Annotated in this window: 12 protein-coding genes; 8 read left to right on the top strand and 4 right to left on the bottom strand. The window is 64.8% G+C overall.

The window, feature by feature from the left end; genetic code table 11:
- The first annotated feature begins 20 nt into the window (after positions 1 to 20).
- Positions 21 to 821, top strand: a complete 801-nt coding sequence (locus GA707_RS06675) for a bifunctional 2-polyprenyl-6-hydroxyphenol methylase/3-demethylubiquinol 3-O-methyltransferase UbiG (RefSeq protein ID WP_152177602.1) — start codon at positions 21 to 23, stop codon at positions 819 to 821.
- 197 nt (positions 822 to 1,018) lie between these two features.
- On the top strand, positions 1,019 to 4,498 hold the full coding sequence (locus GA707_RS06670; protein ID WP_152177601.1) for a S8 family serine peptidase: 3,480 nt from the start codon (positions 1,019 to 1,021) through the stop codon (positions 4,496 to 4,498).
- 277 nt (positions 4,499 to 4,775) lie between these two features.
- On the opposite strand, the gene GA707_RS06665 is transcribed toward GA707_RS06670, so the two are convergent.
- Positions 4,776 to 5,282: a hypothetical protein gene (locus GA707_RS06665; protein ID WP_226963570.1), complete on the bottom strand. Its 507-nt coding sequence runs from the start codon at positions 5,280 to 5,282 to the stop codon at positions 4,776 to 4,778.
- Between the two features lie 672 nt (positions 5,283 to 5,954).
- Between GA707_RS06665 and GA707_RS06660 the strand changes: the two genes are divergently transcribed.
- Positions 5,955 to 7,136, top strand: coding sequence for a site-specific integrase (locus GA707_RS06660; RefSeq protein ID WP_152177599.1), 1,182 nt, complete (start codon positions 5,955 to 5,957; stop codon positions 7,134 to 7,136).
- Positions 7,137 to 7,174: 38 nt separating this feature from the next.
- Here GA707_RS06660 and GA707_RS06655 read toward each other — a convergent pair whose 3' ends face one another.
- Both GA707_RS06655 and GA707_RS06650 read right to left on the bottom strand, forming a co-directional pair.
- A complete protein-coding gene (locus GA707_RS06655) occupies positions 7,175 to 7,387 on the bottom strand; it encodes a helix-turn-helix domain-containing protein (protein ID WP_152177598.1) in 213 nt (70 codons plus the stop codon).
- Complete coding sequence (locus tag GA707_RS06650; RefSeq protein WP_152177597.1) at positions 7,384 to 7,614, bottom strand: hypothetical protein; 231 nt, start codon at positions 7,612 to 7,614, stop codon at positions 7,384 to 7,386. The genes GA707_RS06655 and GA707_RS06650 overlap by 4 nt, the downstream gene beginning before the upstream one ends.
- 750 nt (positions 7,615 to 8,364) lie before the next feature.
- Between GA707_RS06650 and GA707_RS06645 the strand changes: the two genes are divergently transcribed.
- The 4 genes from GA707_RS06645 to GA707_RS21755 all read left to right on the top strand — a co-directional run bounded on the left by GA707_RS06645 (position 8,365) and on the right by GA707_RS21755 (position 11,603).
- Entirely contained in the window at positions 8,365 to 9,432 is a 1,068-nt protein-coding gene (locus GA707_RS06645; RefSeq protein WP_152177596.1) for a hypothetical protein, read from the top strand.
- A 16-nt stretch (positions 9,433 to 9,448) separates the two neighbouring features.
- Positions 9,449 to 10,099 carry an NUDIX domain-containing protein gene (locus tag GA707_RS06640; protein ID WP_152177595.1) on the top strand — a complete coding sequence of 217 codons (651 nt, stop codon included), beginning with the start codon at positions 9,449 to 9,451 and terminating at the stop codon, positions 10,097 to 10,099.
- Positions 10,100 to 10,101: 2 nt separating this feature from the next.
- A complete protein-coding gene (locus GA707_RS21760) occupies positions 10,102 to 10,881 on the top strand; it encodes a class I SAM-dependent methyltransferase (RefSeq protein WP_152177594.1) in 780 nt (259 codons plus the stop codon).
- Between the two features lie 131 nt (positions 10,882 to 11,012).
- Positions 11,013 to 11,603: a histidine phosphatase family protein gene (locus GA707_RS21755; protein WP_226963600.1), complete on the top strand. Its 591-nt coding sequence runs from the start codon at positions 11,013 to 11,015 to the stop codon at positions 11,601 to 11,603.
- 35 nt (positions 11,604 to 11,638) lie between these two features.
- On the opposite strand, the gene GA707_RS21165 is transcribed toward GA707_RS21755, so the two are convergent.
- Positions 11,639 to 11,923, bottom strand: a complete 285-nt coding sequence (locus tag GA707_RS21165) for a hypothetical protein (protein WP_226963605.1) — start codon at positions 11,921 to 11,923, stop codon at positions 11,639 to 11,641.
- Positions 11,924 to 12,028: 105 nt separating this feature from the next.
- Between GA707_RS21165 and GA707_RS21750 the strand changes: the two genes are divergently transcribed.
- Positions 12,029 to 12,253 carry a DapH/DapD/GlmU-related protein gene (locus tag GA707_RS21750; RefSeq protein WP_226963599.1) on the top strand — a complete coding sequence of 75 codons (225 nt, stop codon included), beginning with the start codon at positions 12,029 to 12,031 and terminating at the stop codon, positions 12,251 to 12,253.
- Positions 12,254 to 12,597 lie beyond the last annotated feature (344 nt).

The raw sequence follows: 12,597 nt of genomic DNA, 5'->3' as shown, positions 1-12,597 counted from the left end.
GGCGAGGCTACGGTGAGGGGATGATGCCGATCGAGCCGCAGAGCTGGCATCGAGGTCTCGTCGCCCGGTGGTGGTCTCTGTTCCGAGTGGGCGGCCCGGAGGTCGAGTACTTCAGGCGGTTCGTCGAGGCCGGGCGGCCGGCGCTCGACGTCGCCTGCGGGACGGGGCGACTGCTCGTGCCGTACGTCGAGTCGGGCCTCGACGTCGACGGGTGCGACGTGTCGGCGGACATGATCGCGCTCTGCGCAGCGGCTGCGGAGGCGGTTGGGGCGTCGCCGGACCTGCACTGTCAGGCGATGCACGAGCTCGACCTCCCGCGTCGCTACCGGACCGTCTATGTATGCGGTGGCCTGGGGCTGGGGTCGACGCGCGAACAGGACCAGGAGGCGCTGCGTCGGCTGTACGAGCACCTCGAGCCCGGGGGCCTGCTGGTTCTGGACAACGAGGTGCCCTACTCCGACTCGGCCCACTGGGGTCTGTGGCCGAGCGGCACGCGTGGATCACTGCCGGAGCCGGTGCAGGCACCCGGTGACCGCCGGCTCGGTCCCGACTGTGACGAGTATGCGCTCCAGTCCAGGTTGCTCAGCCTGGATCCGCTCCTGCAGCAGGAGTCCTGGGAGATCAACGCCTACCGGTGGAGAGCCGGTGAGCTCGTCGCCGAGGAGACCCACCTGCTCACGTCGAACCTGTACTTCATGGGCGAGATCGTGATGATGCTCGAAGGTGCAGGGTTCGCGAACGTCGAGGTGCGCGGCGCATACAACGACCAACCGCCGACCGCGGACGACGCGTTCCTCGTCTATCTCGCCAGGCGGCCCTGAAGTCGCCCGCCCTTCTCGGACCGGCGCGTCGTTCGCCGCCCTAGGCGCGGGTGGGGTGCCTGCGCAGCCCCGACCGCCGGCAACGGGACCTAGGCCAGAGTCGTGGCTGAATCCATCTAGCGGCTGGCGCGATTGACCCCTACCCTGAGGCGCAGGACGGTCGACGACGAACGTCCGGGTGATAGGGGCGTGGGGCGATGCGGTGGCTTCGAAGGTTCATCGGCGGCGGTCTGGGACTCGTTCTTGCCGGGGTGGCTCCCGTCGCAGCGCAGGGCCTGCCAACGCCCTCGCCACAGGACGGGCCATCTGGGACGGCTTCGCTCTCGGCCCCTCCCCCGTGGGTGCAACCGGGGCCCGGTGCCGCCGCCGCGAGCGAACCGCCCGAGATCGACGAGGGCACGTACACCGTCACCCTCATCACCGGCGACCGGGTGACCGTCACACGGTCCAGGGACGGGCAGACCTCGGTTGCCGTGACCCCTGCCGCGCGCGCCGACGGCAGCCTGCCGACCTTCAGCCGGATGGCGTGGCAGGGCCACTTCTACGTGATCCCGCACGACGTCTCGGCCCTGGTCCCTGCCCAGCTGGACCGGAGGTTGTTCGACGTGACCGGCCTGATCGCGGCCGGCTTCGACGACGCCGAGGTGGACAGTGTGCCGGTCCTGGTGCAGACGAGTGAGCCGGGCACGAGCACCGATCCCGCTGCCGGTGTGGACTGGCGGGGGCTCGGCGTCGCCCGCGGCAAGAGCCTGAAGAGCATCGGCTCGGTGGCCGGGAAGGTGCCCAAGGCCGAGGGTGGCGAGGCTTTGGTGGAGGCGGTTCGCGAGAACGCGGAGAGCCCGGCGGCCCGCCGCGTCGACCGGCCCGCGGTGAGCAAGGTCTGGCTCGACGGACCCGTACGCGCCCTGGATGCGACCAGCACCCCGCAGGTCGGGGCACCGCAGGCGTGGGCCGCGGGAGCCACCGGCGACGGTGTGATGGTCGCGGTCCTGGACACCGGCGTGGACGCCGAGCACCCGGATCTCGCCGACGCGGTCGTCGCGGCGCAGGACTTCTCCTTCGTCGACGACCCCGAGAACCCCGATGACCAGCCCAACCCCGACGATATCTACGGTCACGGCACCCATGTCGCCGGCATCATCACCGGCAACGGAGCTGCTTCCAACGGCGAGATCGTCGGCGTCGCCCCGGACGCGGTGATCATGAACGGCAAGGTTCTCGACGACTCCGGCTTCGGCTCCGACAGCCAGATCATCGCGGGCATGGAGTGGGCCGCCGCAGAAGGGGCCGACGTGGTCAACATGAGCTTGGGCCTGCCGGGGGGATACACCGACGGCACCGACCCTCTCGCCATGGCGGTCGACGAGCTCTCCGCTGCGCATGACGTGCTCTTCGTCATCGCCGCCGGGAACGAGGGCGGCTACGGCACCATCACCACCCCCGGCAGCTCTGCCCTCGCGCTCACGGTCTCCGCCGTGAACTCCGCCGACGAGCCCACCGGGTTCACCAGCCGCGGGCCCCGCTCCGACGGAGGCGCCAAGCCCGACATCGCCGCTCCCGGGGAGGACATCCTCGCCCCCTGGGTCGGCTGGCCGGACGCTCCCGAGCCGTACCTGTCGGCGAGCGGCACCTCGATGGCCGCCCCGCATGTGGCCGGCGTCGCAGCGCTTCTCGCCCAGGCCAGGCCGCAGCTGGACAGCCAGAAGCTGAAGGCTGTGCTGGTCGGCTCCGCCGAGGATGTCGCGGCCTCCGTCTTGGACGTCGGGTCGGGTCGGGTGTTCGCACCGTCGGCTCTGGACCAGCAGGTCTACGCGACCCCGTCCGCACTCGGGTTCGGGATCTTCCCCTACCCCCAGACCGAGACCGAGGCGGTCACCCAGACACTGGTGTACACCAACCTCTCCAGCGCTGATGTGACTCTCTCGCTCACCGCCGACGCGGCCCTCCAGGACGGCACCCCGGCACCGGCGGGCACGCTGACCCTCGGCGCCGACTCCGTCACCGTGCCCGGCGGAGGCTCCGCCGAGGTGACCGTGACGGTCGATCCTGCCGTCGCTGGTGTCGCAGCCGGACGCATCGGCGGCACGGTCATCGCCACGGACGGCGGCGGCGAGACGGTGCGCACCGCGGTCATGTCGGTCAACGAGCCGGAGATGTACAACCTGACGATCCGGGCCACCTCCCGCGACGGCAGCAACCCGGGCTTCGCCGCCACGGCGGCCGTCACCCCGCTCGCGGACCAGGAGGCCAGCACCTTCGAGCAGCTCTTCCCCGTGTTCGACGAGGACGGCACCGCGACCGTCCGGCTGCCGGTCGGGCCGTACGGCGTGACGGGCATCGTGCCGCAGATCGATCTCGAGACGTTCGATATCTCCGCACTCGATGCGGTGAGCGTGCCCGAGGTGGACCTGACCGCCGAGACCACGGTGCACCTGGACGCAACGCGCGCCGTGCCGGTCCAGGTGCGCACCCAGCGACCGAGCGAGCAGACCATGGTCGACCAGCAGCTGACCCGCCTCGGCGAGCAGAGCGGCACCACTCTCGGCTACGGCGCTTTCGGTCCGGTCTCGGTCGGCGCAGTGCCGAGCGAGGCCGTCACGATCGGAGAGCTCTTCTGGATGCACCGTCACCTACGGTTGCCTCCCAGTGCCTCGCTGGACTCCGGCGACTACCGCTACCTCTACGATCTCGCCTATGTCGAGCGTGATCGGCTGCCGGCCCGGCTCCGATACGAGGCCACGAAGAAGACCACCACGCAGGTCATGGCCGACTACAACGTGATGAGCGACGCCTCGACGACGGCCTTCTCCGGTCGCTTGGCGATGGACCCCAGCGGGTGGGCGTTCGCGACCGCCCTGCCCGTGCGCCTGCCCATCGAGCGGGACGAGTACGTGAGCAGCAGCCCTGACATCCAGTGGTTCGGGCTGCTCGACGTGCTCAGCGGGGCAGCGGTGATCGAGACCCCGCAGCCGTGGACGACTGAGCCGGGCGGGCGCATCACCGAGCGATGGCTGCACCAGGTTCACCACCACAGCACGGTCGACGGCTTCGTCGGAGCCCTCTTCGGCGAGATCTTCGCGCACGCTGTCGCCACGGCTAGCGACGACCATGGGCACGGCATGTTCGCCGTCTTCGACGAGAGCGTCGCGCAGTCCAGGACTCGGCTCTGGTTCGACGGCCAGCTCGTCGCGGACGAGCCAGGGGCGGCCGCGGTCACGACCGAGATTCCCGAGCCCGGCACGCCGGTTCGCGCCCTCGTGGAGACCGCCTTCCAGCACCCCGAATGGGCGCGCTCGTCCGCATACAGCACCGACTGGCGTTACCTCGCCCCGCCGGTGGCGGGCGAGGACGGCATCGCCCAGGCCGAGGTGGTCAACATCCGCTACGGCGCCACAGGGCTGGACGACTACAACAGCACCAAGCGGACCGCGCGGCTCGAGCTCTCCGTCGTCGACGGAACCGGCGAGCCCGCAGCGGGTGTTCGTGGGATTCGGCTGTGGATCTCCGGCGACCAGGGCCGGACCTGGCAGGAAGTCACGGTGCCCCGATCCGGCGTCACCCGCAAGATCAACGTCGTCGCACCCAAGGGCGCCACCTCGATCTCGCTCAAGGCAGAAGCATGGACCCGCACTGCCCGGGTCACAGACACGGTCATCGACGCCTTCGCCCTTCGGTAGCCGGGTGCACCCGAAGGACCGGGTCGACGACCGCATACACCGAGAACGGCGATCGTCTGTCGACTCTGTCGAGGAGTCGTATGCGGTTCTCGCCCGGGTGGCGACGCATACCTGATCGTCGGAGGAAAGGCGAGTGCCCTCTGGTGATCGGGCTCCTCGTGCGCCGCGGTCATCTGGGCGTGAACGTGGAAGCCGCGCTGCGGTCAGGTCCTTCTGTCGTGCGCACGACACGGCATGTGAGGTCGCCGCCTGTGGCCGAAGACTACTCGTTCTTGCATCAGCGGTTGCCAGCGGCTCTTGCGGGGATGTGCTCGACGACAACGGGTCCGGGCATCCAGGCGATTCCGTCGATCGAGCGAAGCGGGGAGAACGGATCTGCCGCGCGCTGCCACGCGATCGCGAGGCTGCTGGAGATCTCGGCCGCCTGGTCCGGGTGGGCCTGAGTGGCCACATGGCGCAACCGATCGACGTTGGTCAGCTTGGCGGTGACCCGCCAGGTGGCCCTTCCGCGGTCGGATGAGACTGGCACGGCCTCGCTCTCCACAGAGAGGATGCGCAAGGCGCCCACCTCCAGCGCCCCCTCCAGACCCTCAGTGGGCCAGATCAGCCAGGCCAGTGCGTCAAAAGGGTCATCGACAGGCGCCCCATCCGGCGCCTCGTCCTGGGGCTCCGAGGTGCCGGGGTCTGCATCCACGGTGCTGATCGCCCCATCCTCGTACTGCCGCGCCGCGGCTTGCCGCAGAGCAGAGGCATCTGTGATGACGACCTCGGCGGTTGCGGTCATGGACCACACCTCCTTGTTCCTCCCCCGCTTCGGCGGGTCGGGAGGGACCTTTGTCACGGGGTCGGGCACGTCGAAAAGGCCCGGTTGGTCGACATGCATGCCGACGACCTTATGCCTGTCGGCCTGCTCCATCTGTGCAAGCCGTGGTGGGCTGGACCGACTCGCACCTGCACCGCTTCCAGCCGGGCGACGGGCCAGTCTGGTCGGCGCCCCACTCGAGCCCCGGTCCGGCAGATGGCACAGGGCTGCGGAGTAGCAGAGTCCTGGATCGGCGAGCCAACCGTGAGGACCTTGCCCGGCCCGTCCTCGTCCTGCGAGTGAACGCTCAGAGCCTCGGGCTGTCGCGCAACCCCAAGGGCATGCCGGCACACCAAGAGGTGGACGTCTGACGCTACTCGTGTGCAATTGCGAAGAATACAAAGAATGGAAGTTGCTCGTACATTGCTACGACGCTCCACGGCATTTGCGAACCGTATTCATTTTGTGGGGGACCAGCCCCCAAAGGCCTATGATTGCAAACTGCCCCGAAACATGCGAAACTTGTTGTGTACCAAGGGGATTCGAGGGACAGATATAGACAGAATAGCCCATCAGATGACATTCTTTCCCCCACCAGTCCCCCACAGGGACTCCCGATGCTAACGCAGCAAGGGGATAGAAACGGAGGTCCAGATGGCCAGGCGACGAGGATTTGGAGAGGTCGAGCGACGGGTTGCCGCGACGGGCAAGGTGAGCTACCGCGCCCGCTACGCGATGCCGGACGGCACCCGTCACTCGCGCACGTTCTGGACGAAGATGGACGCCGAGGCGTGGCTTGCGTCTGAGCGGTGGCTCATCGACAAGGACGAGTGGACACCACCCGCGGCTCGGAAGGTGGCGGAGGAGAAGCGCCGTCGTGAGGCGGAGTACAACACCGTCGGCGGGTACGCCGAACGGTTCCTCGCCGAGCGCGGCCTGCGGGCGACGACGGTCAGGGGCTACCGCATCCTGCTGAGGACCCGGATCCTGCCGTGGTTCGCCGACATGCCGCTGGTCGACGTGACCCTCTCGGAGATCAAACGGTGGCGCGCCGCGCTGGACCCGGAAACCGAGTCGAGCAACGCCGCCGCGTACCGGGTGCTGCGCGCGATCCTCGTCGCCGCCGAGGAGGAGGAGCTGATTTTCCGCGCTCCGCCGAAGATCCGCGGGGCCGGCTCGTCGCGGGTCAAGCGGATCGTCAGGCCGGCGACGCTGGAGGAGATCAGCACGATCGTCGACGCGATGCCGCCGCGGCTGCGGCTGTTCGTCGTGCTTGCGGCGTTCGTCGGGCTGCGCGAGGGTGAGCTGCTCGAGCTGCGGCGCTCGGACATCGACGGCGTCGCGGGGCGGGTCTCGGTCTCTCGCAAGGTCGACAAGGAGCCCCTTCCCGGTGCCTCGAACCCGTGCCCGAACTGCGGCCGGGGGGTCGGCCCGCCGAAGACGAGGAGCGGCACCCGGGTCGTGCACGTCCCGCCACCGTTCCTCCCGATGCTCCAGCGGCACCTGCTCGAGTACGCCGCCCCCGGCGAGGACGGTCTGCTCTTCCCGGGCGACCGGACCGACCACATGAGCACGCGCTTCCTCATGGACCGGTTCCGCGAGGCGCGCGAGGCCGCCGGTCGACCGGACCTGACCATCCACCATCTCCGGCACACGGCCCTGACAATGGCCGGCCAGCACGGCGCGACCGCCGCCGAGCTGCAGGCCCGCGCCGGTCACGCCTCCCAGGCCGCGATGGCGATCTACCAGCACGCCACCCTGGACAGGGACAAGCTGCTCGCCGACCAGATCGGCGCCACCTACCAGGCGTGGATGGAGGGCCGGTCGACGTCCTAACTCGAGCCCGCGCATCCGTACCGGGTTGGTCGGCATGGTCAGCGGAGGAGGTGCCAGTTCGCCGAGGGGATGCGTCGGCCGACGTTCTCGAGGTCGTCGACCTTGACGCGCAGGCTCTTCGGTCCGACGCGGTAGCCGGCGATGACGCCGTCGGCGATGAGCCTGCGCACGGTCTTGACCGACACCGATAGGGATTTGGCGGCCTCGGGGAGGCTGACGTAGATGGCGCGGGTGGTGGGTTGCTCGCTCATGGGTTGGTCCTCCTGGGCTCGGTGGTTGCGGATCGAAGGAACCGGCGGGCCTCGCCGACAGTGATGTAGAGCCGGCCGACGCCGGTGATGCGGGTCCAGCGCGGCCCCACTCCTCGGCGTCGCCAGTCGCGCACGGTGCGCTGCGGCGTGCGGATGAGTGAGCAGAACTCCTCGAAGTGCAGGAGCGCGTCGTCACTCCAGTCGGTAGGGATCTCAATGGGTCTCACGGGTTCCTCCTGTTCGGTGCTGTGCTCCATACGCACCCGATGACCCGATGAGGAGTCACGAGCGCGGCCACAGGTCGACATCAGAGGAAACTGATGTCACATCTCTAAAGCCGCTCAACTCGCTCTGGGGGTTCACCCTCGACCGAGACTCTGGCGCGACAGGGGGCCGGTCTGCCTTCCATCGTTGCCGGCCGACAAACGGAAATCCGCACGTGCGGGGAATGTGCGATTCAATGGAGATCCAGGCCGGCGAAAGCCCCAAGGCATCCAGGCCGGACCGGGTCGGGTGCAGTCAAAACCTCCAACTAGATCACCAGCGACCGACACGCACGGTCGCCCCCGGAATTCGGCTCGGCCAAAGGCGACTCGTAGCGCCAATACGACGCCTGACAACGGGCCTCCATCCCGTGACGCCACCGAACCTGCGGCACGAGACGTGGCGAGGGTGTGTCCGCTGCCTCGTGATGACTGTCGGAGAGTGGCGGATCAACCGTCCGGAACCCTGCACCCCCATGCCCCGCTTGGTGGCCCACGCAGGCCAGCGAACGGACGACGATACCGATGCATCGCTGCGCGCGGGCTTGGCCGGCGTCAGTGCCCGATCACACCGTTGATTAATGAACAGCACCGAAGCCGAGGTCGAGGAGGGCTGCGTGGCTGCGCTCGAGAGCAAGCAGCCTGAAGGTCCGACACCTGCTAGATTACCCGGCAATGAATTGGCGAACGGGGCGACGCGAGGCGGCCACGGACTTGAGCAAACTCTGGTCGTGGCTCCGTGCCCGGCTCTCGACACTTGTCGCTTGGGTGTTGAGTGCCGGCGCAACGCTCGTCGCTTTCGAGATCTGTCAGAACTCCATAGATGCCACTCAAGCAGCGCTGCCCTATACCTATTACAGGTGGCTCGGACCTGCGGCGCTCGCGGCGGTGATCGTCCTCGCCGCTCTGCTTACGCGGGAACTGCTAAATCGCCACAGTCATGACGAAGAAGGCGAGGCGCAGGCTTTTGCACACGCAGTCTTAGCACATGCTCGGCGTCTCCACCGAGACCACCGCCATACCGCTCTACTTAGACTACGGGGCGACGAGAGCCTGAGGCTTCATGTCCTGGGTAGGCACGAGGAACGCCGAGAACTCGGAGACCTCGCACTCCAATCGGCTGGGGCCCTCAACAGGGATCTAGACAAAGCCGCGATCCTAATCGATGACCTTGGGTGGGCAAACTACCTGCTCGGCGACACCCAAACCGCCCTCGCGAACATGGCAAAAGGTACTTCAATCGCTGAGAACGTACGGCGCACAACCCGAGTCGGACATCCAGACTACCAAGACGCCAGTATTCTTGAAGCGCGCGGCATTCGACATCAAGCAGTAATTGGCGCAGCTGGCAACAATGGGCCCATTGACCGGTGGATATCAGATCTCGACAACGCGCAAAAGCTTCTAACTAATGATGATTGGCAGCACGAGAATATCATTAGACAAGAAATTGCCCAGATCCACCATTCTAGGGCGTTCGCGACAGTTTCCTACCTGGGGGTGAACCGCTCTGGCACCATTAGCCCTACCGACACAGAAGGCCGGAGCCGGGCGGCAGGCGCACTTGAGTCGTTGAGAAAGGCTGAGAAGATCTTCCGGAAACTAAGCGACGACTCAAGGCTGCCCAAGGTCTACTTGCTGAGGACCCGAGTCCTAGAAGCGCTCGGAGATTCAATCGATGCCAAGGCCTCGAAAGCCCTCGCCGAGCAATCCTTAAGGGCCTCACCCTGGGCAGAACCGGACGGCATCCAGAGCATTCTGGGCCCGAGCAAGAAGCAATAGCTTGGAGAAAATAGCTATGGAAATCGACGATGAGCTTATCGACATCTACGACGCCTCCTTGCGGCCATTAGGCCGTAAGAATCGCCGTCAAGCACATCTGGACGGCGACTGGCACCGAACTTTTCACTGCTGGGTTGTGCGAGGCGGCCCAAACCCTGCCATGCTCTTTCAGTTGCGCTCGACCAAAATGGGTGACTACCCGGGTCAATGGGACGTCTCCGCTGCAGGGCATGTCTTGGCAGGAGAAAGTATTCTGGACTCGGCTCGCGAGATCTCGGAAGAATTGGGCATTCAATTCGACTTAGATTCCCTAATCTTCGCGGGAGAGCGGATTGAGGTAGCCGATGATCCGGGCGGTATCCGCAATCGGGAGTACCAATCGGTGTTCTTTCTTCGCTACGATTCTCCAATTGAGCAATTTCGACCTGACCTTAATGAGGTTGAAGGGTTGCTTTGGCTACCGATTGCCTCGGGTATCGAGCTCTTTAGCGACGCCATCCGCTCGACCACTTGCGAGGCCGTCATCGTCGACGGAAAGGGGACCCATAGGCATGATATCGAAGTAGCCCGACCGGATTTCGTTCCGCGTATTCCACGCTACTATCTAGCCAGTTTGCTCTCAGCCGTTCGAGTTCTGGCCGGGGAGTCTCCGATTGCACTGGGCTAATCATGACGACGGGTGCACCCAGAATGCGGCACTATAAGGATTACTACTCTATTCATGCTCAGTCGTACGACGAGCTTCGCTTCGACTCGGACCATGAGGTATCCAGCACGGTTGAATGGCTCTTGGATCATCTTGAGTGGACCACCGAGAGCGTGGTGGCGGAGGTGGGTGCAGGAACTTGTCGCTACATATCCGAAATTGAATTGAATCGTCCGGGGCGATATGTGGCCGTTGACCTCAACATTGACCAACTTCGTCATCGCCCCAGCGGCTTCCTGCCAGCGACTTGCGGGACAGCACTTCAACTCCCGATTGCAGCAGGTTCACTCGCAGCCTACCTCGCGATCATGATGATTCATCAGGTACCACGCCCCGATGTACCCGCACTTCTTCTGGAGGCCCATCGCGTCCTAACACCTGGAGGTGTCTTGTTCGTCAAGACATCTAGTTCCTGGGATTTGGAGCGCAGACCTCTGATTCCATTCTTTCCGAGCACCAGGGCCGTTAACGAGAAGCGATACCACTCCATTACTGACCTTACTGAGACTCTGACTGAGTGCGGATTCACTTCCGAAGTGACGTATAGAGAAACACGGGACCTCTATCAGACGAGCGAATACCTTAAACGCGTAAAAGGTCGCGGCAACACAATGTTGTCGTTTGTTGCGGACACTGAGTTCGAAGAAGGCTACGCACGACTCGTTGCCGCCCTTGAAGGGCAAGACACCTACGAGCTTCTGCACCATCACACGTATATCCTTGCTCGGAAGATCCGGTCCTGATACTGGAGACCTTGACGTTTACTCGGCGAGTAGTCAGATGTCCACGTTGAGAAGAATAGGGGGCCCTCGTGACAGCCCATGAGTTCGCGCGGTGCTTTTACGAGCGCTGGACTGAGGCTCCTGCTCCCGTAATGATTAGGCACGCAGAATCAATCAAGAATATTGATTCTCAACGAGGTGGACCAGGCCGTCCATTGACCGCGCGGGGGGAAGCTCAAGCACTCGATGTATCTCATGTTCTCTTGGTGAGTGGACACCATTGGGACGTTGTAATAACTGGGCCCGGAGAACACGTCGTGTCGACGAGTCAAATCGTCTCGAAGCAATTGGCGCTCAGGTCGATAGTGAGTGATTGCCTATCGGGTATTGACTTGGGTGTCCTTGCTGGGTTGACGGAGGCTGAGATGGCTATACAGCAACCTCGAGCCTGGGCTGTTTTCCAAGCTTGGGATCGGCGTGAGATCGCAATGAGTGAGTTCGTTGTTGCGGGCAAGGAGTCGGGAACTTCATTTGCCGAAAGGGTCCTAGGCTGCCTCGTGGCTGACTTGCGACGATACCCCAACCCCTTGTTCGTGGTCGGGCGGTCGATCCTGATCCTCTGCGCCAACATTGTTAGGTCGGAAGGAATCTTCGACTTGGAGACGTTCTTTCATGAGGAATGGGGACACTGCTCTGGACTTTTCGGAAGGGACAGACTGCCGATGGGAAGGAGTACGCGTTGAGCAAGCGACCCCGGAGTCCGAGGGCTAGGCCTGCTTTAATCACTAGCCTGCGTCATGTACGAAATCTTGGCGCGTCCGGCATTCGGTCCGGCAGCAGGGTTGATAGACACGTCCAGTTCGTTGGGAGTGCCATCGAAGTTGGAAGCAACTTCGAAGCCTTGTCGGGCACGGTGATTGAGACGCTTTCCTACCCCGGTGAACGGATCTCTATCGGCGAAGGTGTTCGGCTCAAGCGAAACGTGTGGCTGGTCTCTTATGGTGGGTCGATTGACCTTGGTGACGGGGTTCTTGTTGGCCCGGCCACTGTGGTGCAGGGTCACGGTGGCGTGGTCATTGGAACTGGCACGGTTCTTTCGCCGAATGTCGTGATAGCCAGCGCCACACTCGCATATTGGCGCCCGAGCGGAATCGAGCATCTTGAGCACATGCTCTCGGAAGTGCGTATCGGTCGGAACTGTTGGTTAGGATCTAATGTCGTCGTCTCGGCAGGATCCATCATTGGTGACGGAGTGGTCGTCGCCGCCCAGAGTTTTGTGAGTGGAGAGCTGGCGCCCCACACGCTGTACGCGGGGAGTCCCGCGAGGCCGATCCGAGAGGCATCGATGCCGCCGCCGAGCGGCTCTATGGGCAGGCTGATGAGTTGGGAGTAGCGCCCTGTCGCTGTCGCTGTTTAGACCGGAGGTAGGTCTCAGGCTTAGCGACCTTGCTCTTTCCTGATTCGACGACGTAGCCAAGCGATGTCAGCCCCCGTGAGGACTCAAGGAGAACGTCATCGTCTCTTCGGGCCGGTTCGCTGCTCCACCGTCTAGTTGGTGCGCGATACCCCAGTGACGGTGGCGACGAGGTCGTTGACCCACGCGGAGGTCGTAAGTTCCTGGGGCAGTGGGCTCCACACCGGCTGCGGCACACAACGAAGCTACTGCAGAGTCGGTCGCGAGAAGCTACTGCCCCAGCCCCACTGATCGGCCGATCGAAGCGCATGGTCCCCGGTGGC

The sequence above is a fragment of the Nostocoides sp. F2B08 genome, assembly GCF_009184895.1.
GTDB lineage: Bacteria > Actinomycetota > Actinomycetes > Actinomycetales > Dermatophilaceae > F2B08.
Note: the sequence above shows the minus strand (reverse complement) of the source record. Positions and strands in the feature narration are given on the sequence as shown.

What these genes read in the sequence shown, in the direction of transcription:
- GA707_RS06675 (WP_152177602.1), top strand. Translation starts at nt 21, where the DNA reads ATGATGCCGATCGAGCCGCAGAGCTGGCATCGAGGTCTCGTCGCCCGG.
- GA707_RS06670 (WP_152177601.1), top strand. Translation starts at nt 1,019, where the DNA reads ATGCGGTGGCTTCGAAGGTTCATCGGCGGCGGTCTGGGACTCGTTCTT.
- GA707_RS06665 (WP_226963570.1), bottom strand. Translation starts at nt 5,282, where the DNA reads ATGACCGCAACCGCCGAGGTCGTCATCACAGATGCCTCTGCTCTGCGG.
- GA707_RS06660 (WP_152177599.1), top strand. Translation starts at nt 5,955, where the DNA reads ATGGCCAGGCGACGAGGATTTGGAGAGGTCGAGCGACGGGTTGCCGCG.
- GA707_RS06655 (WP_152177598.1), bottom strand. Translation starts at nt 7,387, where the DNA reads ATGAGCGAGCAACCCACCACCCGCGCCATCTACGTCAGCCTCCCCGAG.
- GA707_RS06640 (WP_152177595.1), top strand. Translation starts at nt 9,449, where the DNA reads ATGGAAATCGACGATGAGCTTATCGACATCTACGACGCCTCCTTGCGG.
- GA707_RS21760 (WP_152177594.1), top strand. Translation starts at nt 10,102, where the DNA reads ATGACGACGGGTGCACCCAGAATGCGGCACTATAAGGATTACTACTCT.
- GA707_RS21755 (WP_226963600.1), top strand. Translation starts at nt 11,013, where the DNA reads ATGATTAGGCACGCAGAATCAATCAAGAATATTGATTCTCAACGAGGT.
- GA707_RS21750 (WP_226963599.1), top strand. Translation starts at nt 12,029, where the DNA reads ATGCTCTCGGAAGTGCGTATCGGTCGGAACTGTTGGTTAGGATCTAAT.